The following is a 20,626-nucleotide window of genomic DNA, read 5'->3' as shown; positions in this document are numbered from 1 at the left end:
GAGGCGATCATGGGACTTCAAGAAGTATGGTTCGTGCTCGTCGCAGTACTGTTCATCGGTTACTTCGTCCTCGAAGGGTTCGACTTCGGTGTCGGAATGCTCATGCCGATCGTCGGCAGAGGCAGTGACCTCCCAGCCGATACGCGTCGACGGGTGGCGCTCAACACGATCGGCCCGGTGTGGGACGGAAACGAAGTGTGGCTGATCACGGCCGGTGGCGCGATGTTCGCGGCATTTCCGGAGTGGTACGCGACGTTGTTCTCCGGGTTCTATCTACCGCTGCTGATCATCCTGGTGGCCTTGATCGTTCGGATCTGCGCCATCGAATGGCGGAGCAAGATCGACGACGACAAGTGGCGTCAGCGTTGCGACTGGGGCATCATCTTCGGCTCCTGGGTCCCGGCAGTTCTCTGGGGCGTGGCTTTCGCGAACATCGTTCGGGGCGTGGCGATCAACGCGGACAAGCAGGTCGAGTCGGGATTCTTCGATCTGCTCAATCCTTACGCACTGCTCGGCGGTCTGACCACCGCGCTGGTGTTCGCTCTCCACGGCGCTGTGTTCCTGGCGCTCAAGAGTGCCGACGAGGTTCGTGAAGATGCCGTGAAAATTGCTGCACGACTGGCAATTCCAGCTATTCCGGTCGCCGGCGGATTCGTCCTGTGGACGCAACTCGCCTACGGCAAGGGATGGACGTGGATTCTGGTAGCCGCCGCTGCTGCCGCACTGATCGGCGTCGTCTTCCTGACGCGGGCCGAGCGCGAAGGCTGGGCCTTCGTTCTCACCTGTGTGGCCGTCATCGCCACCGTCGTGCTGCTGTTCGCCTCGCTGTTCCCGAACGTCATGCCGTCGACGCTTGATCCGGCGTACAGCCTGACCATCGAGAACGCGTCGTCGAGCCCGTACACGCTCAAGGTGATGACGTGGGCCGCGGCCTTCATGACGCCGGTGGTGATCATCTACCAGGGTTGGACGTACTGGGTGTTCCGACAGCGCATCTCCTCCAAGCAGATTCCGGCGTCGATCGGTCTGCGATTCAAGGAGAAGACGTGGTAGTGGCAAACCCGCAGTCACAAACGATTCGAATCACGAAAGAACTGACGGTCGAATTCACGTGACTATCGAAGTAGGCGACGCTCCCACCACTCGGGAGCGTCGCCGGGGGCCGATCGACCCGCGGCTGTGGCGACATTCCGCTTCTGCGCGCGGCTATCTGATCCTGACCGTTGCTCTGTCGATAGTGAACGTCGTGATGGTCATCGTCGCGGCGCTCATGATCGGCCGGGTGCTGGCCGGAGTGATCACCACTCGAACTGTGGATGTTTCCTCGTGGACAACCGAGTTGGCTGTTCTTGCCGCCGCTGTGGTGGTCCGAGTTCTGGGGACTTGGCTACAGACCAGGTATGCGCACCGGGCGTCGACACGCGTCGTTGCCGAGATCAAGAACGGCGTGCTGGCGTCGGCGACGGCGATGAGTCCTCGCGATCTCGATCCGCGGCGTGACGAGATCGCGACCGTGGTCACCCGCGGCGTCGACGGTCTTGGTCCGTATCTGACGGGATACCTTCCGGCTCTGGTCCTGTCGGTAACGCTGACACCCATCACCCTGATAGTCATTGCGATGCAGGACATGACGTCTGCGGTCATCATTTTCGTGACGCTGCCGCTGATCCCCATCTTCATGATTCTGATCGGCTTGCTGACAAAGGGTAAGTCGGAGAAGACGCTGGCAGCGATGACCACGTTGTCTTCGCAACTCCTCGATCTACTCGCCGGTTTGCCGACGCTGCGGGCGCTCGGTCGTCAGCAAGGCCCTGCCGAGCGCGTCCGTGAACTCGGTGACGCCCATCGGCGAACGACGATGTCCGCCCTCCGCGTCGCGTTCCTGTCCTCGATGGTGTTGGAACTGCTCGCAACACTCTGCGTTGCATTGGTGGCCGTGAGCATCGGCTTGCGACTGGTGTACGGGGACATGACACTCGAGCCGGGGATAGTCGCGTTGATCCTCGCGCCCGAGGTGTACCTGCCGCTCCGAATGGTGGGAACCCAGTTCCATGCCGCCGAGGACGGAATGGCCGCAGCCGACAAAGCATTCGAGGTTATCGAGGCCGATTCTGCCGCGCCGGAGGGCGGTCGGACGACGGTGGTCGCTCGCGGCGCCGATATCGTCTTCGACGGTCTCGGTGTGGCCACTCGTGGGGGAGTGGCGCCGTCTCGACTTTCCGCCGTTGCGTCGCCAGGGAAGATCACGGTGCTCACCGGCCCCAACGGCTGCGGCAAGTCGACGGCAGTGCACGCGCTACTCGGGTTGATCGAACCGAGCAGTGGGCGCGTGACGGTCGCCGGCATCGATGTCCGAGACCTGGACGAGCACGCGTGGTGGAGTCAGTTGGCCTGGCTACCGCAACATCCGGTCCTCTTGCCCGGCACCATTCGCGAGAACCTCGATCTCACCGGGGCCGTCGAGTCGCAGGCGTTGGCTCGTGCTGCGGCCGCGACGGGATTCGACGCGGTACTGGCCGAGCTGCCAGCGGGCGTCGAGACCGTGATCGGCGTCGGCGGCACTGGTCTGTCGTTGGGGCAGCGGCAGCGCCTGGCCCTGACACGCGTCCTCGCCTCCGACCGCGCGGTTCTTGTCCTGGACGAACCCACCGCCCACCTCGACGCCGATTCGGAAGGGACAGTGTTGGCTTCTCTGAGAGCACGGGCGGAGCGCGGCGACACCGTGGTCCTGATCGGCCACCGTCCGAGTGTGCTCGCCGCGGCTGACCGGATTGTCGAGGTACATGCTCATGAGAAGTGACACTCACGATCCGCTCCTGCGTGCTCTGCGGCTTCTGGAACTTCGGCCACGACGCGTACTGACTGCGGTAGCGGCGGGCGTGGCAACACTCGGCAGTGCACTCGCCTTGGCCGCACTGTCCGCGTGGTTGATCACGCGGGCCTGGGAGATGCCCCCTGTTCTCGACCTCAGTGTTGCGGTGGTAGCCGTACGCGCATTGGGAATCTCGCGTGGTGTCTTCCGCTATCTCGAGCGATTGACGACGCACGACGTCGCGTTGCGCGGAACCACCGCGGCGCGGTCGAGGATCTACCAGCAGTTGGCGGCGGGGGACCCCGCGGCCGCTGCCGGACTGCGACGCGGTGACCTGCTCTCACGTACCGGCGCCGATGTGGACGCGCTGGGCGACGTCGTCGTCAAAGCGCTGATCCCGATTGCGGTTTCGGTTGTCCTCGCATTCGCCGCGGTGGGAATCTTGTTGTTCATCTCCGTGCCGGCGGCGCTCATTCTCGCTGTTGCGTTGGCGGTGTCCGGGATCGCGGCACCCTGGCTGTCGGCGCGAGCTGCTCGGCTGGCCGAAGCCGACAGTTCTGCTGCCGCAGCTCGATTCAGTGAGTCTGCGGTGACCGCCCTCGACCATTCCGCCGAGCTCCGGGTATCGGGTCGCTTGGATCAGGCGGTGAGCGAGGCAGTCTCCGCCGAGAACGAGGTGGTCGAGGCAACCGACCGTGCGGCGGTACCGAGTGCCTTTGCCGCCGCCGCGACGCCTCTCGCAATCGGAGTGAGCGTCCTCGGGGCTCTACTGATCGGAATCGCGCTCTACGGAACCACCGACATGTCACCGATGTCCATGGGAATCCTTGTACTGCTTCCCCTGTCGGCTTTTGAGGGAACCGCGATACTGCCCAGCGCAGCGGTGGCGTTGACCAAGGCGCGACTGGCGTCGGCGCGCATCATGGCGGTTCTCGATCGCGCAGCTGAGGAACACGTCGAAGGTGACCGTGCGTGGCCGGAGGACGGGGTCCTCAGCGTGGACGCGTTGCGGGCTGGTTGGCCCGGGGGAAGGGTGACCGAACCGCTGTCGGTGGATCTTCCTCGCGGTGCTCGTGTTGCAGTCGTCGGCGAGAGTGGATCGGGAAAGACGACTGCGCTGATGACGATGGCGGGTCTGCTGCCGCCTGTCGCGGGAACAGTTCGCGTTGGCAGAGTGGATGTTTCGGATGTCGATCCGGCAGAGTTGCGTCGTCACGTGGGGTACTTCGCCGAGGACGCACACCTCTTCGAGACGTCGGTACTCGAGAACCTGCGCGTTGCGCGCGGCGACCTCACCGTCGAGGACGCGGAGAAAGCACTTGCCGCAGTCGGTCTCGGCGATTGGCTGGCGGAACTGCCGGGCGGGCTCGACACCTACCTGGTCGGCGGTATGCGAGCGGTTTCGGGCGGTGAGCGTCGTCGGCTGCTTTTGGCACGCGCGATCGTCTCGCCCGCGGAGGTACTGCTGCTCGACGAGCCGACCGAGCACATGGACGCGGAGGCAGGCGCTCAGTTGCTTCGCGAGTTACTCGATCGCGACGGGATGCTGGTCGATTCTTCGCGAACGGTTGTTGTAGTCACCCACCAACTTCCGGCCGGTACTGGAGCTGAACAGGTGATATGCGTCGGAAAAGCTTTTGTGGAAAATACGTTGCCGTCATCGTGAAGTGGGCGTACTTTCTCCAGTACACAAGGAAGGAGGTGGTCTGAAATTGAAGTACAGACGGACGCGTGAGGTGGCTGCCAGCTAGCCGCAATCGCTGACGGAATTCACTTACCGCGCGAGCGGCCGGCGAATCCCAGGCAGCCACCCGACCCCCGAGCCCCCGATCAGTCCGACCGGGACCCCGCGAAAGCGTGGATGTGGCTCGGGGGTCGCTCGTTGCGACAACCACGTGAGCCTGCCGTTAGTAGAGGCGCACAGCAGAACTAGCCGATGTAGCGCGTCAGCCGCGCCGAGAGGCGCGGTTCCAGGCCACCGTCAGACATGATCCGCTCTTCGACGTACGCGAGGTCGCCGCCTTCGACGATGCCGTACAGGCGCTTCGCGCCGCCGTACAGTGCACCGGACTGGCTGCGGATCACCACGTCGGTGGCAAGTTCCCACGACGCCTGGGTCAGAGCTCGGCCGTAGTACATTTCGACGACGCCGGAGCTGTGGCTGAGCAGGAGTTCGACGACTTCCTGGTTGACGCTGCCGGGGATGCCGTCGCCGCCCATGCGCCAGTAACCGCTCTCGCGCAGATCAGGGCTCACGTACTCGCCCTCGGCGTCGAGGCGCCAGGACCGGGACTCCCAATTGAGGTAGGGGCCACCGTCGTGGGAGATGACGATCTGCTGACCGAAGGCGTAGTCGCCGGTCTCGTCGTGCCCTTCGCCTTCGCCGCGCCAGACGCCGACGAGGGGGAGTAGTGCGAGAAGTTCGGGATTGATGTCCGGGCCGAGGCGCAGGTTTGCGGTGTCCTCGGGCAACGGAAGGTCCGGCAGGGTCGGAATGTTGAGCGACGCCGTCGACTTGGAGCGCTCGACGGCGATGGCGACAGCTTCGTCCCCGCTGCCGCGCCTCACGGCACCTGCAGCGGCGGAATCGTCAGCGGTCGCGTCGGACCCTGAATCCGGAGCCTGGCTCACGACTCGTCGGTGACCAAGCGGTACACGACGTACACGGAGAACCAAGCGATCATGACGGATGCGAGTGCGAGGAGTACCTCGAAGAAAATGACCACGGGTACATCTTAGACCGCGGCGACCGACCGGAAAAATCGGGAGCCGGAATGCAGAAGGCCCCGCACCGAAGGGGTGCGGGGCCGCCTGCCGAAGCAGGAATTACTTGCTGACGGTCACGTCCACGTTGTGCACGCCCGAGCCCTCGGGAGCGACGGTCGAGGTGCCGTTGCCCGAGCTGGACAGCGCACGCACGGTCCACTCGCCCGGAGCGGCGAAGAAGCGGAAATCGCCGGTTCCCGATGCCACGACCTCGGCCGTGAACTCTCCGGAGCCGTCGAGCAGACGCACGAATGCGCCGCCGATGGGCTGGCCGTCAGCTGCGAGAACGCGGCCGGTGATGACCGTTTCCTTCTCGACGTCGACGCCGGCAGGCAGGGTCTGGCCCTGGGTAGGTGCTCCACACATGATCAGGCTCCCAATTCGATCGGTGCGCCGACGAGTGAGCCGTATTCGACCCAGCTGCCGTCGTAGTTCTTGACGTTGTTCTTGCCGAGGATCTCCTGCAGGACGAACCAGGTGTGGCTCGAGCGCTCGCCGATGCGGCAGTATGCGATCGTTTCCTTGGTGTCGTCGAAGCCCTTCTCCGCGTACAGCTTGGCGAGGTCGTCGTCCGACTTGAAGGTGCCGTCCTCGTTGGCGGTGGTGCTCCACGGGATGTTGATGGCTCCGGGGACGTGGCCGCGCTGCTGTGCCTGCTCCTGCGGAAGGTGCGCGGGGGCGAGGATCTTGCCGGAGAACTCGTCAGGGCTGCGAACGTCGACGAGGTTCTTGCTGCCGATGGCGTCGATGACCTCGTCGCGGAATGCGCGGATCGAGAAGTCGGGGGTCTCGGCCTTGTACTGGGTGGCTTCGCGGTTGACGGCGTCCTTCGAGAGCGGGCGTCCGTCGAGCTCCCACTTCTTGCGGCCACCGTCGATCAGCTTGATGTCCTGGTGGCCGTACAGCTTGAAGTACCAGTACGCGTAAGCGGCGAACCAGTTGTTGTTGCCACCGTAGAGAACGACGGTGTCGTCGTTCGCAATGCCCTTGGCGGAGAGCAGATCCGAGAACTGCTCCTGGTTCAGGAAGTCGCGTCGGACGCCGTCCTGGAGGTCCTTGCGCCAGTCGAGCTTGACTGCACCCTCGATGTGGCCGCCGTCGTATGCGCTGGTGTCCTCGTCCACCTCGACAAAAACGGTCTTGGGGGTGTTGAGGTTCTGCTCAGCCCAGTCAGCGGAGACTAGGACGTCGGAGCGAGCCATGGTGTTCCTTTCGATGTGGTCTTGCATCGGTCGATATCTAGCAGGGGTTCAACAGGGTTGTGTGGCAAGCGCTTTCACACGGTGGTAGCGCGGCCGGTATTTCGCAGCCTTGCGACGAGTGGGTAGATCTGGCAGCCGAGGCAGATGCCGAACGCGGCGTTGAGCAGAGCCGCGAACAAGGCGAAGCCGGTGGCAACGGTGCCGACGATCGTCGAGCCGGCCAGGAAACTGACCGTGCCGGCGAGTGCGAAGACGAAGCCGACGAACTGCGCGAAGCGAAGTGGCGCTACGGGTTCGCGTTCGCTGACCGGCGAGATTCGCGGCGCGACGAGCTTGCCGAAGATCTGGCCGTACGGGCTGCGCTTGGGGCCGAGTATCGCTCCGACCGCGAAGACGATCGCCTGCAGGGCGAGAAGCGCGGTGGCGGCGGGCAGGGAGAAGGTCGAGAGAATGAGCGTGAGTACGAGTACGCCGGTGGTGACCCATGCTGCGAATCGAGGTCCGCGGACGTCGACTTGCTCGAGTTGGGGTGTGGTTGTGGACATCGGGAGTGCTCCTGCGCTGGATTGCATGGTGCTTGCCTGGACCGAGAAAACGGGGACGCAAAAGTCCCATTCGGTGAATTGATCACGTGAGCGAAAGCTCGAGAGTCAGAGAGAACTGACGGATGTGGTGATCAGCAACAGGTACAGCAACAGCCCCCGAGGCGGCACAGGTCTACTGCGCGGCGTCGGGTGAGCATCAGCTCGTGGCGGGTTTGCACGTCGGCGAGTTTACCCCGAATTCTCGGATTTTGGCTCGTGGGGTCCGGATAGTGGTACGAGCGCAGCTTTCAGATCGGCTGCGGACGGCACTCCGGACACTCGGAACTGTTCGTCGAGACCACCGTCGAGGATGAACGTGGTGGGTAGGGACAGGACGCTCATTTCGCTTGCCAGGGCCGGTTCCTTGTCGATGTCGAGTTCGATCTCCACCGGCGGACGGGGAGCGTCGGCCATCGAAACCACGACCTGGCCGACGACGCGCCGTACTGCTGCACACGGCCCGCACCAGTCGGCGGAGAAATGCAGTACGACGGGTCCGCCGTTCGGCGACGCGACTCCGGCGGCGCTCAGCAGTTCGAGGCGGCTGTCGGTGGTGCCGGCTGCGGACGTGGTTGTGGCTCGGACCGCTCCGTTGCGCGACTTGAGAAAGAGCCCGACCGCGACGACGGCTACGAGCGCGACCAGCAGAATTGTGATCCCGGTCATCGGTTCTGCAGCTCTGCGAGATCGATCGTCGTGTTTTCGGCGCTGCCTTCGATCACGATTCTTCCGCCTTCTGCGTAGACCAGGCTCGGCTGGATTCCGTAGGGGAGTGCCTGCGGATCGATCGTGTAGCTGAACAATCCGAGGACTACGGGCTCGAGTGCTGCGGGGATCGAGAAATCGGCTTTGCCCTCAGGACCGAAGTACAGGTTGCTGGCGACGATCTTGACCTGCCCTCCTTCCAGAACCAGGTTGGCCTGCACGCTCACGGCAGTCTCGACCGGGCCGACGGCAACCGTTCCGGTCAGCACGACGGCGCCCGCGGTGCTGGCGCCCGTTCCGCCGCTGCCCCCGGTGCCGTCCGACTTGTTGGCCGGCGGCGAAGATACCTGCAGGTCAGGGATGTTGAGCAGCTTTCCGAGGTCGGTGGCGTTGATTCCCATCCGGCCGTCGAGTTTGTCGACGGGGAGCTGGGTGACGTTGCCGTTCACGATGTCGGAGAAGGGCACGGTGACCCCGCGCAGGTTGGCCTCGACGGTCACTTCGCCGACCACGTCGCTCTGGACGCCGGTGGCTCTGACGTAGACGTCCTTGTACTTCCCACCGAGTGCCTGGGTGAGGAAGGGGAACCCGTTGAAGGTGACCTCGGGGTCCGCCTCGAGTGACGCGCCGGTTCGGAGCTCGCGGGAAACCCGGTACTCGGCGTACGCGGCAGCGCCGAAATCGGCCACCAGTCCGAGGCCGAGGAGGAAGACGATGCCGATGATCAGTTTGCGCACCGCACCATTGTGACGGACTCCGGTCGGGGTTCGATGCGACGGCCCCGGTACCAGGCACGCTAATGTAGTGACCGACCAAAAGCGTCGAACTACTCGAGCGTTGCCCTCGCGGGTTGCGCGGGCTACTAGATAGGAGGCCGTGTGGAACTGCTCCTCCTCACCTCCGACCCCAACCCGGAAGCTGTACTACCGGCGTTGGCGTTGCTGGCGCACTCGGTTCGGCCTGCCCCCACAGAGGTTTCCTCGCTTCTCGAAGCGAGTTCCGCGGACGTGGCGTTGGTGGATGCGCGCACCGATCTTGCTGCCGCGCGCGGTTTGTGTCGACTGCTCGGAAGCACGGGATCAGCAGTACCTGTGGTCGCCGTACTCACCGAAGGCGGACTCGTCGCAGTCAACGCCGACTGGGGGCTGGACGACATCCTGCTTCCCGGTACCGGTCCGGCGGAGGTGGACGCCCGATTGCGGTTGTTGGTCGCTCGCAGCGGCGGTGTGGCCAGTCCGGAAGCGTCGGGAAAGATCACGCTGGGCGAACTGGTTATCGACGAGGGGACGTACACGGCACGACTGCGTGGACGGCCCCTTGATTTGACTTACAAGGAATTCGAGCTGCTCAAGTACCTCGCGCAGCACGCCGGGCGTGTATTCACCCGTGCACAGCTGCTACAGGAAGTGTGGGGTTACGACTTCTTCGGCGGCACCAGGACGGTCGACGTCCACGTGCGTCGTCTGCGGGCGAAACTCGGCACCGAATACGAGTCCTTGATCGGTACAGTCCGGAATGTCGGATACAAGGCAGTGCGTCCGACCAGGGCCAAGGGCGGCGCAGCAGCTCCCGTTCAGTTCGAGGACGACGAAGACGTCGACTACGACGCGGCCGACGGTTCGGTGGTCTGACGTGGGTTGGACCGATTCGCTGCCGGCCGGATCCGCCGCGCAGGTTTCCTCGCTGCTCGATCGCGCGACCGAGTTCGACGGCAAGGCACCGGTGTCGGAGCAGGGGCGCCATGCCGTTGCCGGACGCGGTGCAGCACGACACTTCCTCGAGTTCGACGGCGATGCCGTCGTCGGTTACGCACAGCTGCAAGCCGGTTCGGACGAGCATCCCGACATGGCGGAGTTGGTGGTCGACCCGCAGGCACGGCGCCGCGGCATCGGAACCGGGCTTGCCGCAGCGGTATTCGACGAGGGTCGTTCAGGCGCACGCGTCTGGGCGCACGGAAACATCGATGCTGCAGTGGAATTCGCCAAGAGTCTCGATCTGATCAGTGTTCGTGAGCTCCTCCAGTTGCGTCGACCTCTCGATGCTCCGCAGCTTCCGGAAATCGTTGTGCCCGAGGGTATAACGATGCGGACGTATCGTGGACCCGAAGACGATTCCGAGATCCTTCGCGTCAATAACGCGGCGTTCTCCTGGCATCCCGAGCAGGGCGGCTGGACCCAGTCGGAGATCGACGAGAGAACGGCCGAAGGGTGGTTCGACCCCGCCGGTCTGTTCATGGCGTTCGCGGACACCGATCCCGATACTCTTCTCGGCTTTCACTGGACCAAGGTGCACGCACCGGAAGGTGACGATCCCGAACTGGGTGAGGTGTACGTCGTGGGTATCGATCCTGCGGCGCAGGGACGCGGTCTCGGCCGAGTGCTGACTCTCGCGGGCATGCATTACCTGCGTGATCGCGGCCTCGGAACCGTCCTTCTCTACGTCGAAGGCGACAACACTGCCGCCCTGCACACGTACGAGCGTCTCGGCTTCGATCGGTTCCATGTGGACATGGCTTACGCCCGCGCGCGCTGACGTCACAGTCGAACACGCAGAAATGTCTGGTCTGTTCATTCTCCGTTAACCATGTGTGGTCCAACCGGACACCGCGCCCGCCTACTTTTCTCTGTGGGCAGCGCCGTGTTGCCTGATGCAGATTTCAATCATCTGCATCTCATGTCGCCGCCCGATCGTGGGCGTGGCGGTAGCGATTTCCGGAGGATCTTGGTGAATCTCAAGCGCAGTGGTGCCCTGCTCGGTGTAGTGGCCGTGGGCGCCATGACCTTGGCCGCATGTGGCAGCGACAACAACTCGTCGTCGACGGGTGTGGACGCGTCCTCATCGAACGCAACGTGCGAAGGCAAGAGCAACCTCTCTGCCGCTGGTTCCTCGGCACAGAAGAACGCCATGGACCAGTTCGTCTCCACCTACATCTCCGTGTGCCAGGAAAAGGGCAAGACGGTCAACGTCGCCTACAACCCCAGCGGTTCGGGTGACGGACGTACGCAGTTCATCGCCGGCCAGATCGACTTCGCCGGCTCCGACTCGGCCATCAAGGACGAGCAGGCCGACAAGGCCAAGGAGCGTTGCGTCGGCGGCGAAGCCTGGAACCTTCCCCTCGTCTTCGGCCCGATCGCAGTTGCATACAACCTCGACGGCGTCGACAAGCTCGTTCTCAACGCAGAGGTTCTCGCGAAGATCTTCAACGGTGGCATCACCAAGTGGAACGATCCGGCCATCGCCGCGCTCAACTCCGGTGCTTCGCTTCCCGACGAGAAGATCACCACCGTGATCCGGTCCGATTCCTCGGGCACCACCGACAACTTCCAGAAGTACCTCGACGCAGCATCGAACGGTGCTTGGACGTCGGGCGCTGGGTCCGACTTCACCGGTGGCGTCGGTGAGGGCGCCAAGGGTTCGGCGGGCGTTGCGCAGGCAGTCGCTACTGCACCGGGTTCGATCACCTACGTCGAGAAGTCGTTCGCGGACCAGAACAAGCTCTCGGTTGCCGAAATCAACACCGGCTCCGAGGCAGTCGCACTGACCAACGATTCGGCCTCGAAGTCGATCGCAGGCGCGAAGTTCAAGTCCGACGCGACCGGCGACCTGACGCTCGACCTCGCGTCGATCTTCAAGACCAACGAAGCCGGCGCATACCCGCTGGTTCTCGCCACGTACTCGATCGTCTGCTCCAAGGGCTACGACGCGGACACCTCCGCAGCAGTGAAGTCGTTCCTGACGAGCGCGGCCAACGAGGGTCAGGCCAACCTTGCCGAGCAGGGTTACGTCCCGCTGCCGGCCAACGTCCAGGATCGCCTCAACGCGTCCATCACGGCAATCAGCTGACCTAGAGACTCGTGCGGACAAGCTCATGGATCTACATTCAGACGTGAAGGAAGTGAGCGCACATGAGTGACGCGCCCATCACCTCGACATCTCGTTCTCCCGGCCCCGCAACCAGCGGGGCCGGGGTGGGCGGTCCGAACGGCACCACGGAGGACACGATTACTTCCACCAAGGCTCCAGAAACCGAGCATCCTCCGAAGGGTGACGGTCCGGGCAGCGGCAACAGCAAGACGGTGACCCGTCCGGGTGACCGCATCTTCAGATCGCTCGCATCCGGTTCGGCAATCTTCATCACGGTTGTCATCGCGGCGATCGGTGCGTTCCTGATCTGGCGTGCCGTTCCTGCTTTGAGCCGGAACCAGGTCAACTTCCTGACCAGCCGTGAATGGGTCACGCAGAACATCAACGCGATGGCGTTCGGTGTCCTCGATCTCTTCCAGGTCACGGTGTTGGTCTCGCTGTTCGCACTGGTGCTCGCGATGCCGATCGCACTGGGCATCGCGATCTTCCTGACTTCGTACTCACCCAAGTGGCTCACGCGGCCACTGTCGTACACGATCGACCTCCTCGCGGCCGTGCCGTCCATCGTCTACGGCCTGTGGGGACTTCTCGTGTTCGCTCCGGCGATCACCCCGGTCGCGGTGTGGCTCAACGACACTCTCGGCTGGTTCCCGCTCTTCGCCGACGGCAGCGGATCGATCACCGGCGGCGGCACCATCTTCACCGCAGGCATCGTCCTCGCTGTGATGATCCTTCCGGTCATCACCGCAGTGACCCGCGAGGTGTTCATCCAGACCCCGCGCTCACAGATCGAAGCAGCACTCGCTCTCGGCGCCACGCGCTGGGAAGTTGTGCGCACCACGGTCATCCCGTTCGGTAAGTCCGGCTACATCAGCGGCTCGATGCTCGGTCTCGGACGCGCACTCGGCGAGACGATGGCGCTTTACCTGATCCTGCGCACCACCTCTCAGGCCTTCGGCTGGTCGCTGTTCGACGGCGGCTCGACCATCGCCTCCAAGATCGCCCTCGGCTACGCGGAGTTCAACAACGACATCCAGGCAGGCGCGTACATCGCGGCCGGACTGGTGCTGTTCGTTCTGACCTTCGTCGTCAACGCGGCTGCCCGCGCAGTGATCGCCGGAAAGAAGGACTGACCCATGACCTCCACTCTGGACCGGCCGGTCAAGGCCCCCACTTTCCAAGGCGTCGGCGCCCGTCGTCGCGCCAAGGACGTCATCGCGACCATCCTGGTCAGCCTGGCAGTTGTCATCGCGCTCATCCCGTTGGTCTGGGTGCTCTTCACCGTTATCGCCAAGGGCCTGCCCGCTCTGACGTCGCCGACGTGGTTCACCAACTCACTGAGCGGATTGACGGCGTCGGCCGACGGCGGCGGTATCTATCACGCATTGATCGGTACCCTGCTGCAAGGCATCGTGTGCGCGGTCTTCTCCATCCCGCTCGGTATCTTCGTCGCGATCTATCTGGTGGAGTACGCCGACCGGAAGTCGAAGCTCGGCAAGCTCACCACGTTCATGGTCGACATCCTCAGCGGTGTTCCGTCGATCGTGGCCGCGCTGTTCATCTACGCCTTGTGGATCGCGACCTTCGGCTTCCCCAAGTCCGCGTTCGCCGTGTCGCTGGCTCTGGTCCTGCTGATGGTCCCGGTCGTCATCCGCTCCACCGAGGAAATGCTGCGCATCGTCCCGATGGATCTGCGAGAGGCGTCGTACGCGCTCGGTGTGCCGAAGTGGAAGACCATCTCGAAAATCGTTCTGCCGACGGCACTCCCCGGCATCATCACCGGCGTCATGTTGGCCCTGGCCCGCGTGCTCGGTGAGACCGCACCGCTGCTGATCCTCGTCGGCTACGCGCCGTTCATCAACTTCGATCTGTTCAACGGCGAAATGGGTACTCTGCCTTCCGTCATGGTCGCAGAGATGAACAACCCCACCGACGCCGGCACCAACCGCATCTGGGGCGCAGCACTGACCCTGATCCTGCTGATCGCGATCCTCAACATCGTCGCGAAGCTGATCGGTCACTTCTCACAGGTCAGAAGCAAGTGATGCGGCCTCGGAACATGTTCGTACTCAACAGCGTCAACAACTCAGTAGGGAGCCGGTAATGGCCAAGCGTCTGGATCTCAAGGACGTCAACATCTACTACGGCAAGTTCCACGCCGTCGCCGATGTGGGCCTGTCCGTCCCGCCCCGGAGTGTCACCGCCTTCATCGGCCCGTCCGGCTGCGGCAAGTCCACCGTTCTTCGTTCACTCAACCGCATGCACGAAGTGATTCCCGGTGCGCGCGTCGAGGGTTCGGTCTTGCTCGACGGAGAAGACATCTACGGCTCGAACGTCGATCCCGTCGGTGTTCGCAAGACCATCGGCATGGTCTTCCAGCGGCCCAACCCGTTCCCGACCATGTCCATCCGGGACAACGTCGTCGCGGGCTTGAAGTTGCAGGGCGAGCGCAGCAAGAAGAAGCTCGACGAGGTGGCCGAGCGTTCGCTGCGCGGCGCCAACCTGTGGAACGAGGTCAAGGATCGCCTCGACAAGCCCGGTGGAGGCCTCTCAGGCGGTCAGCAGCAGCGTCTGTGCATCGCGCGTGCCATTGCCGTCTCGCCCGACGTCCTGCTCATGGACGAGCCTTGCTCCGCTCTCGACCCCATCTCGACTCTGGCGATCGAGGACCTGATCACCGAGCTGAAGAAGGACTTCACCATCGTCATCGTCACGCACAACATGCAGCAGGCTGCGCGTGTGAGTGACCAGACGGCTTTCTTCAACCTCGAGGCAACCGGTAAGCCCGGTCAGCTCGTCGAGATCGACGACACCGAGAAGATCTTCTCGAACCCGACACAGAAGGCCACCGAGGACTACATCTCCGGACGCTTCGGATAAGTCCTGGGATTGCACACCGCACGACCATGTTTCACCCCCGTTTCCAACAGGAGACGGGGGTGAAAATTTTTGGTTGTGGTGATAGTTCCCACTCCGGTGCGCACAGCTGAGCGTCGTTGGGCGCCCGAATAATTCGATGAGCAGCGCAAGTGTGCCGAGCGGGTGCTGAAGTAGCCGAAGATGTGAATCTCGTGGATACTGACGACGCTTCGGGCAATGCTAATCTCGGCCCGACAGCACGCTGTCGATCGATGTCGTTTCACAACCGGAAGGGCTTGTCAGTGCACCTCACCCCTTCAGATACCGAAAAGCTGCTCCTGAGCGTTGCGGGCATGGTCGCCCGCGACCGCCGCGAGCGCGGGGTACTGCTGAACTACCCCGAAGCGATGGCCCTGATCTCGTGTTGGATTCTCGAGCGCGCGCGTGACGGAATGACGGTTGCGGAACTGATGAACGCCGGTCGGCAAGTGCTCACCCGAGACGACGTGATGGAAGGGGTACCCGAGATGATTGCAAACGTCCAGGTGGAGGCCACTTTCCCGGACGGTCGCAAGCTGGTAACCGTGACGGAGCCCATTCGATGATTCCCGGTGAGGTACGTGTGTCCACCGAACCGCTCGAGTTCGGAACGGACGCGGAGAAGATCACGATGGTCGTCGTCAACGACGGCGATCGCCCCATTCAGATCGGTTCACATCTCCACCTTCCCGCGGCCAACCCGGCGTTGACCTTCGATCGCGAAGCGGCAGAAGGCTTCCGGCTCGACATCCCCTCGGGAACGTCGGTTCGGTTCGAACCGGGGGTCAGCAGGACGGTGACACTGATCGCGCTCGGAGGACTCAAAAGGGTTCCGGGCCTGCAGATCGTGCCGGACGAAGACCTGCCGACGCATGCGCGTGAGCCCAAGACCGTCATGCCGTTCGGCACACCCGGCGTGGAGGTCGAAGAGCCTTTGCGAGCGTCCTCGGTGAACGTTCGCGTGAGTGATGTTCCAGTCGAGGCGGATTCACCGGATGACGCCGCGACGACAGTTGAGAGGACAGCCGAATGAGCAGGATCGATCGACGCGGTTACGCCTCCCTGTACGGCCCGACCGCAGGCGACCAGATCCGTTTGGCCGACACAGATCTGTGGATCGAGATCGAGCACGACTACACCGCGACCGGCGACGAGATGGTCTTCGGCGGCGGCAAGAGCATCCGCGAGTCGATGGGCCAGGGCCTGACCACTCGCGATCAGGGCGCTCTCGACGTCGTCATCACCAACACGGTGATTCTCGATCACTGGGGAATCGTCCGGGCAGACGTCGGAATTCGCGACGGACGCATCGTTGCGATCGGCAAGTCCGGTAACCCCGACATCATGGATGGCGTGCACCCCAAGTTGCTCATCGGGCCGAGCACCGACGTGATCGCCGGCGAGGGGAAGATCCTCACCGCGGGTGCGATCGACACTCACGTGCACTTCCTCAGTGAAATCGAGATGATGGAGGCGCTCGCGACCGGTACGACGACGGTTGCGGGCGGCGGAACGGGCCCAACCGAAGGAAGCAAGGCAACCACCGTCACGCCCGGTGCCTGGTCCTTGACGATGATGCACCGCGCCCTCGACCACATCCCGCTCAACGTTCTTCTCCTCGGCAAGGGCAGCACCGTCAGCCATGAGGCCATGCGTCAGGAAGCTCTCGCCGGCGCAGGCGGATTCAAGGTCCACGAGGACTGGGGATCCACTCCGGCCGCCATCGACGCAGCTCTCCGCGCAGCCGACGAGTTCGGCCTCCAGGTAGCGCTGCACGCCGACAGCCTCAACGAAACCGGTTACGTACAGCACACTTTGGATGCGATCGCCGGACGCGGGATCCACGTGTTCCATGCGGAAGGCGCCGGCGGCGGGCACGCACCGGACATCATCGTGACGGCAGGTGAGTCGAACGTTCTTCCGGCATCGACCAATCCGACGTTGCCGCATACCGTCAACACGGTCGCCGAGCACCTCGACATGCTCATCGTGTGTCATGCGCTCAATCCCCGGGTTCCGGAGGATCTTGCTTTTGCCGAGTCCCGGATCCGGCCGACAACGATTGCAGCAGAAGACTTTCTGCACGACATCGGAGCCATCTCCATCACCTCGTCCGACGCCCAGGCGATGGGCCGTATCGGTGAGGTGACCCTGCGGACATGGCAGGTTGCCCACGTCATGAAGGCCCAGTACGGCAAGCTGGGCACCAGCATGCCCGCCGACAACGAGCGTGCGCGGCGTTACGTCGCCAAGTACACGATCTGCCCCGCGGTGGCGCACGGTATCGATCACGAGATCGGCTCGGTCGAGGCCGGGAAGATGGCGGACCTGGTGCTGTGGGATCCCGCGTTCTTCGGAGTCCGTCCTTCTGCCGTGATCAAGGGCGGGGCGATAGTTGCTGCGCCGCTGGGTGATCCGAATGCTGCTATCCCGACCCCGCAGCCGGTGTTCGTTCGCCCGGCCATCGCGGCGACTCCGGGATCGGCCCCGCACCTGTCCACGACGTTCGTCTCTCCGATGGCCATCGAGGACGGTCTGGCCGATCGTCTCGGTCTCACCCGCACCCTTACCGGTGTTCGCCCGACGAGGCACCTCACCAAGGCGGACATGCCGAACAACACGGCGCTGCCGTCCATCGACGTCGATCCGGAGACGTTTGCCATCAAGGTCAACGGCGACCTGATCGCGCCCAACCCCGTTGACGTAGTGCCGATGGCTCAGCGCTACATGCTGTTCTGAAACCATGTCAATCGAGATGGCGTCTGCCGAGATAGCGTCGATGCTCTTGTCAGACGGGCGTCTGCCTACGGGCGGTCACGCGCACTCGTCCGGGTTGGAACCGGCACTGGTGGGCGGACTCCTGCAGAGTCAGGTCCCGGATTTCATCCGGGGTCGACTCGAAACAGTCGGACTGGTCGAGGCCGCTGCAACCGTGGTCACGCGACGCTGGGCCGTAAGTGAGGGTGGTGCAGGCGAACTCGAGGACATCTCGAGGGAACTGCTCGCTCGGACTCCCAGCGCACCGCTGCGTGAGGCGTCGATTCAGCTCGGGCGTGGGCTGGCAAGGCTGGCGTCGCGATTGTGGCCGCAACACCCCGCGGTGCAGATCCTCATGGCCCTGCCTGGGCATCCGATGCGTCCGCTCGCGTTGGGAGTCTTCACGGCGATCTCCGGGATGGACGACCTACAGGCAGCTAGATCCTGTCTGTACGACGACGCTCAAACGGTGGCGTCGGCGGCATTGAAGCTACTGCCGGTGGATCCGGCAGAACCGGTCGAATGGCTGCTCCGAGCTGCCTCGACCATCGAAACCGTCGCAGCGGCTGCCGTAGCAGTCGACGGCGTCACAGATATACCCGCTACAACAGGACCGTTGGTCGAACAATGGTCACTCGAACACCACGCTCGATCCAGGAGGATTTTCCGTGCTTGACAACCTGAACAACACCGCCACTGCTGCAAGAGGTTTGAGGCTCGGCGTCGCCGGACCGGTTGGCACCGGCAAAAGTACCCTCATCGCCACCATCTGCCGCGAGCTCGCGTCGGAGTACGAGATTGCGGTTGTCACCAACGACATCTACACCGACGAGGACGCGCGACTGTTGCGCGCGGCCAACGTTCTGCCGATTGAGCGCATCGTCGCAGTCGAGACGGGCGCGTGCCCGCACACGGCTATTCGTGACGACGTCACACCGAACCTCATTGCGGTCGAAGACCTCGAGCGTCAGTTCCATCCCCTCGACATGGTGATCGTGGAAAGCGGTGGTGACAATCTGACCGCCACGTTCAGTCCGGCCTTGGTCGACGCCCAGATCTTCTGCATCGACGTCGCCGGCGGCGGAGACGTCGCACGCAAGGGTGGTCCCGGAATTGAGCGGGCAGATCTATTGGTGGTCAACAAGATCGACCTGGCCCCCTACGTCGACGTCGACGCGGTCCAGATGGTTGCCGACGCCACGGCCGCACGTGACGGACTTCCCGTTCTCGCGCTCAGCCAGAAGGATCACGCCACGATCGACCAGCTCAGCGCGTGGCTTCGCCAGGTCATCGCAGCTCATCGCGCGGGTAGCCACACCCCGCAGGATCCGGGACCGATGGCACCGCACTTCCATGCCGATGAGGAAGACCACGACCACGGACACGGTCACGGGCACAGTCACTCTCACGCTCACTGATGAGTGCCGGAGCTACGCGGGTCGTCGTCGAGAGAGTGGGTGACACCGCTGTTGCACGAGAGCTGATCTCGGGCGACTTCCTGGCCCCGCGATTCGTCGACGCTCGCGGGCTCACCGTGCGAATTGCCTTGGTAGGGCATAGCGCAACGCTGCTGGCCGGCGACGACCTGCGTATCGAATTCGTGGTCGCGCCGGGTACGTGTCTCGAGGTGATCGAGCCTTCAGGGACAGTCGCGTACAACGCGCGCGGTGGCCGGGCGTCGTGGTCGGCTTCGGCCAGAGTCGGTACCGGTGCGGCGCTGATCTGGCGTGCGGCACCGTTTGTCGTCGCCGGCGGCGCGGATGTGACCAGGCGTGTGGATATTTCGCTGGAATCCGACGCGGTGGCGCTGCTCGACGAGATGATCGTGTTCGGCCGGACCGGCGAAACCGGCGGTGCGCTTCGCTCGGATCAGCGAATCACCGTCGACGGTGACGCGCTTCTCGTGGAAACACTCGATCTGCGTAGCGTGCCGGGCCGTTCGCTGCCGGGAATTCTTGGTGGTCATCGCGTGCTCGGTACAACCATGCTGCTGGGGATGAAGACTTCCGACGACGTCGAGGGGCACGTGACGCCGCTGGCGGGACCGGGGATGCTGGCCCGGGCTGTGGCCGATCACGCACACGAGGCGAGCGCGGCTCTGGACGAGATCTGGTCGCAGTGGCGGGCACGGGTCGCGGAGAAGTACAGCGACTGATCTGCCCGACCGTCACACTCCGGGCGGCTGCATCGTCCACTATGTGACCAGGCCGAAGAGAGCCGGGCGCACAGGTTTGACGGAGGCATCATGCGAATTGTTGTTCTGGGCGGAACCGGCCAGATGGGAAAACTGGTCGTAGAGCTGGCAACGGCAGGGGGCCATGAGGTGGTCGCTGCCGCTCGATCGACGGGAGTCGACATCTTCAGCGGTGCCGGGTTGGACGACGCGTTTGCCGGCGCCGACGTGGTCGTCGACGCGAGCGATCACGTCACCAACAGTGCCAAGAAGGCGATCGATTTCTTCGAGACCGCAGCGAGGAATATCGCCGCGGCCGAAACCAGAGCCGGCGTGAAGCACCACGTGCTGCTTTCGATCGTGAACTGCGACGATCCGCAATTGAAGTCGTTCGGGTACTACCAGGGAAAAGCTGCGCAGGAACGCGCGGTGGAAGCGTCGGGCATTCCGTTCACGATTCTGCGATCCACCCAGTGGTTCGAGTTCGGTGAGAAGACCATCGCCCTCTTCGGACTCGGGCCGGTCGCGATGGTTCCGCGGATGCGGTCACAACCGATAGCAGCGAAGACCGTTGCCGAGGCGCTCGTGACCTGCGCTCAGAACGGTCCGACCGGGAGGGCTCCAGACCTGGCCGGGCCCGAGGTTCTCGAGATCCCGGCCATGACGCGCGAGATCTTGAAATACCGTGGCCGACGTAAGTGGCTGATCCCGATCTCGATGCCGGGAGCGGGTAAGGCGATGAAGGGTGGGGCGTTGCTACCCGGGCCTGGATCGACAACTGCAGGACCCACGTTGGGAACCTGGTTGCACGAGAACTGAATAGGAAAGGCGGCCGCGCAGGTGCGCGGCCGCCTTTTACTCACGT

Annotated in this window: 23 protein-coding genes; 16 read left to right on the top strand and 7 right to left on the bottom strand. The window is 63.7% G+C overall.

Features of this window, described 5'->3' with window-relative positions:
* Positions 1–9 precede the first annotated feature (9 nt).
* Genes cydB through cydC form a run of 3 tightly spaced genes read left to right on the top strand, consistent with a single transcriptional unit; the run spans position 10 to position 4,478 of the window.
* Positions 10–1,053, top strand: a complete 1,044-nt coding sequence (cydB, locus tag ACSW29_RS16890; RefSeq protein ID WP_003939727.1) for a cytochrome d ubiquinol oxidase subunit II — start codon at positions 10–12, stop codon at positions 1,051–1,053.
* 58 nt (positions 1,054–1,111) lie between these two features.
* Positions 1,112–2,800 (top strand): thiol reductant ABC exporter subunit CydD, encoded by a 1,689-nt coding sequence (gene cydD, locus ACSW29_RS16885; protein WP_448277785.1) that lies wholly within the window; start codon positions 1,112–1,114, stop codon positions 2,798–2,800.
* Positions 2,790–4,478 carry a thiol reductant ABC exporter subunit CydC gene (cydC, locus tag ACSW29_RS16880; protein WP_448277784.1) on the top strand — a complete coding sequence of 563 codons (1,689 nt, stop codon included), beginning with the start codon at positions 2,790–2,792 and terminating at the stop codon, positions 4,476–4,478. The genes cydD and cydC overlap by 11 nt, the downstream gene beginning before the upstream one ends.
* A gap of 263 nt (positions 4,479–4,741) precedes the next feature.
* Here cydC and ACSW29_RS16875 read toward each other — a convergent pair whose 3' ends face one another.
* From ACSW29_RS16875 to ACSW29_RS16845, 7 genes are all read right to left on the bottom strand, one after another.
* Positions 4,742–5,380 carry an FABP family protein gene (locus ACSW29_RS16875; RefSeq protein ID WP_214884598.1) on the bottom strand — a complete coding sequence of 213 codons (639 nt, stop codon included), beginning with the start codon at positions 5,378–5,380 and terminating at the stop codon, positions 4,742–4,744.
* Between the two features lie 258 nt (positions 5,381–5,638).
* Positions 5,639–5,944 (bottom strand): DUF1416 domain-containing protein, encoded by a 306-nt coding sequence (locus ACSW29_RS16870; protein WP_003939797.1) that lies wholly within the window; start codon positions 5,942–5,944, stop codon positions 5,639–5,641.
* A gap of 2 nt (positions 5,945–5,946) precedes the next feature.
* Positions 5,947–6,780, bottom strand: coding sequence for a sulfurtransferase (locus ACSW29_RS16865; protein ID WP_003939859.1), 834 nt, complete (start codon positions 6,778–6,780; stop codon positions 5,947–5,949).
* Between the two features lie 74 nt (positions 6,781–6,854).
* Positions 6,855–7,325, bottom strand: a complete 471-nt coding sequence (locus tag ACSW29_RS16860) for a DUF4395 domain-containing protein (RefSeq protein ID WP_448277783.1) — start codon at positions 7,323–7,325, stop codon at positions 6,855–6,857.
* 131 nt (positions 7,326–7,456) lie between these two features.
* A complete protein-coding gene (locus ACSW29_RS16855; protein ID WP_350318872.1) occupies positions 7,457–7,543 on the bottom strand; it encodes a putative leader peptide in 87 nt (28 codons plus the stop codon).
* Positions 7,544–7,553: 10 nt separating this feature from the next.
* On the bottom strand, positions 7,554–8,030 hold the full coding sequence (locus tag ACSW29_RS16850; protein WP_230814669.1) for a thioredoxin family protein: 477 nt from the start codon (positions 8,028–8,030) through the stop codon (positions 7,554–7,556).
* The gene (locus ACSW29_RS16845) at positions 8,027–8,806 is read right to left on the bottom strand and encodes an LmeA family phospholipid-binding protein (RefSeq protein ID WP_347874593.1); all 780 of its coding nucleotides are present in this window, start codon (positions 8,804–8,806) and stop codon (positions 8,027–8,029) included. The genes ACSW29_RS16850 and ACSW29_RS16845 overlap by 4 nt, the downstream gene beginning before the upstream one ends.
* Before the next feature lie 141 nt (positions 8,807–8,947).
* Between ACSW29_RS16845 and ACSW29_RS16840 the strand changes: the two genes are divergently transcribed.
* The 13 genes from ACSW29_RS16840 (at position 8,948) to ACSW29_RS16780 (ending at position 20,580) form a co-directional block, all read left to right on the top strand.
* The gene (locus tag ACSW29_RS16840) at positions 8,948–9,700 is read left to right on the top strand and encodes a winged helix-turn-helix transcriptional regulator (protein WP_003939728.1); all 753 of its coding nucleotides are present in this window, start codon (positions 8,948–8,950) and stop codon (positions 9,698–9,700) included.
* 1 nt (position 9,701) lies between these two features.
* Entirely contained in the window at positions 9,702–10,601 is a 900-nt protein-coding gene (gene mshD, locus ACSW29_RS16835; RefSeq protein WP_317825580.1) for a mycothiol synthase, read from the top strand.
* 192 nt (positions 10,602–10,793) lie between these two features.
* Positions 10,794–11,912, top strand: coding sequence for a phosphate ABC transporter substrate-binding protein PstS (gene pstS, locus ACSW29_RS16830; RefSeq protein WP_317826124.1), 1,119 nt, complete (start codon positions 10,794–10,796; stop codon positions 11,910–11,912).
* Positions 11,913–11,974: 62 nt separating this feature from the next.
* Positions 11,975–13,066 carry a phosphate ABC transporter permease subunit PstC gene (gene pstC, locus ACSW29_RS16825; RefSeq protein WP_230814666.1) on the top strand — a complete coding sequence of 364 codons (1,092 nt, stop codon included), beginning with the start codon at positions 11,975–11,977 and terminating at the stop codon, positions 13,064–13,066.
* Between the two features lie 3 nt (positions 13,067–13,069).
* On the top strand, positions 13,070–13,978 hold the full coding sequence (gene pstA, locus ACSW29_RS16820) for a phosphate ABC transporter permease PstA (protein ID WP_003940100.1): 909 nt from the start codon (positions 13,070–13,072) through the stop codon (positions 13,976–13,978).
* Between the two features lie 58 nt (positions 13,979–14,036).
* Positions 14,037–14,813: a phosphate ABC transporter ATP-binding protein PstB gene (gene pstB, locus ACSW29_RS16815; protein ID WP_230814665.1), complete on the top strand. Its 777-nt coding sequence runs from the start codon at positions 14,037–14,039 to the stop codon at positions 14,811–14,813.
* 281 nt (positions 14,814–15,094) lie between these two features.
* Positions 15,095–15,397: an urease subunit gamma gene (gene ureA / locus ACSW29_RS16810; protein WP_003939800.1), complete on the top strand. Its 303-nt coding sequence runs from the start codon at positions 15,095–15,097 to the stop codon at positions 15,395–15,397.
* Positions 15,394–15,864 carry an urease subunit beta gene (ureB, locus tag ACSW29_RS16805; protein WP_317825579.1) on the top strand — a complete coding sequence of 157 codons (471 nt, stop codon included), beginning with the start codon at positions 15,394–15,396 and terminating at the stop codon, positions 15,862–15,864. Before ureA ends, ureB begins: the two co-directional genes overlap by 4 nt.
* Positions 15,861–17,570: an urease subunit alpha gene (locus ACSW29_RS16800; protein WP_448277782.1), complete on the top strand. Its 1,710-nt coding sequence runs from the start codon at positions 15,861–15,863 to the stop codon at positions 17,568–17,570. Before ureB ends, ACSW29_RS16800 begins: the two co-directional genes overlap by 4 nt.
* A 4-nt stretch (positions 17,571–17,574) precedes the next feature.
* Complete coding sequence (locus tag ACSW29_RS16795; protein ID WP_317825577.1) at positions 17,575–18,264, top strand: urease accessory protein UreF; 690 nt, start codon at positions 17,575–17,577, stop codon at positions 18,262–18,264.
* Positions 18,257–19,006: an urease accessory protein UreG gene (gene ureG / locus ACSW29_RS16790; RefSeq protein ID WP_347874591.1), complete on the top strand. Its 750-nt coding sequence runs from the start codon at positions 18,257–18,259 to the stop codon at positions 19,004–19,006. Before ACSW29_RS16795 ends, ureG begins: the two co-directional genes overlap by 8 nt.
* Positions 19,006–19,743, top strand: coding sequence for an urease accessory protein UreD (locus ACSW29_RS16785; protein WP_317825575.1), 738 nt, complete (start codon positions 19,006–19,008; stop codon positions 19,741–19,743). The genes ureG and ACSW29_RS16785 overlap by 1 nt, the downstream gene beginning before the upstream one ends.
* Positions 19,744–19,833: 90 nt before the next feature.
* Positions 19,834–20,580, top strand: coding sequence for an SDR family oxidoreductase (locus ACSW29_RS16780; RefSeq protein WP_448277781.1), 747 nt, complete (start codon positions 19,834–19,836; stop codon positions 20,578–20,580).
* The last annotated feature ends 46 nt before the right edge of the window (positions 20,581–20,626 follow it).

This window comes from Rhodococcus sp. GB-02, from assembly GCF_053470465.1.
Note: the sequence above shows the minus strand (reverse complement) of the source record. Positions and strands in the feature narration are given on the sequence as shown.

What these genes read in the sequence shown, in the direction of transcription:
- cydB (WP_003939727.1), top strand. Translation starts at nt 10, where the DNA reads ATGGGACTTCAAGAAGTATGGTTCGTGCTCGTCGCAGTACTGTTCATC.
- cydC (WP_448277784.1), top strand. Translation starts at nt 2,790, where the DNA reads ATGAGAAGTGACACTCACGATCCGCTCCTGCGTGCTCTGCGGCTTCTG.
- ACSW29_RS16870 (WP_003939797.1), bottom strand. Translation starts at nt 5,944, where the DNA reads ATGTGTGGAGCACCTACCCAGGGCCAGACCCTGCCTGCCGGCGTCGAC.
- ACSW29_RS16865 (WP_003939859.1), bottom strand. Translation starts at nt 6,780, where the DNA reads ATGGCTCGCTCCGACGTCCTAGTCTCCGCTGACTGGGCTGAGCAGAAC.
- ACSW29_RS16860 (WP_448277783.1), bottom strand. Translation starts at nt 7,325, where the DNA reads ATGTCCACAACCACACCCCAACTCGAGCAAGTCGACGTCCGCGGACCT.
- ACSW29_RS16850 (WP_230814669.1), bottom strand. Translation starts at nt 8,030, where the DNA reads ATGACCGGGATCACAATTCTGCTGGTCGCGCTCGTAGCCGTCGTCGCG.
- pstC (WP_230814666.1), top strand. Translation starts at nt 11,975, where the DNA reads ATGAGTGACGCGCCCATCACCTCGACATCTCGTTCTCCCGGCCCCGCA.
- pstA (WP_003940100.1), top strand. Translation starts at nt 13,070, where the DNA reads ATGACCTCCACTCTGGACCGGCCGGTCAAGGCCCCCACTTTCCAAGGC.
- pstB (WP_230814665.1), top strand. Translation starts at nt 14,037, where the DNA reads ATGGCCAAGCGTCTGGATCTCAAGGACGTCAACATCTACTACGGCAAG.
- ureB (WP_317825579.1), top strand. Translation starts at nt 15,394, where the DNA reads ATGATTCCCGGTGAGGTACGTGTGTCCACCGAACCGCTCGAGTTCGGA.
- ACSW29_RS16800 (WP_448277782.1), top strand. Translation starts at nt 15,861, where the DNA reads ATGAGCAGGATCGATCGACGCGGTTACGCCTCCCTGTACGGCCCGACC.
- ACSW29_RS16795 (WP_317825577.1), top strand. Translation starts at nt 17,575, where the DNA reads ATGTCAATCGAGATGGCGTCTGCCGAGATAGCGTCGATGCTCTTGTCA.
- ACSW29_RS16785 (WP_317825575.1), top strand. Translation starts at nt 19,006, where the DNA reads ATGAGTGCCGGAGCTACGCGGGTCGTCGTCGAGAGAGTGGGTGACACC.
- ACSW29_RS16780 (WP_448277781.1), top strand. Translation starts at nt 19,834, where the DNA reads ATGCGAATTGTTGTTCTGGGCGGAACCGGCCAGATGGGAAAACTGGTC.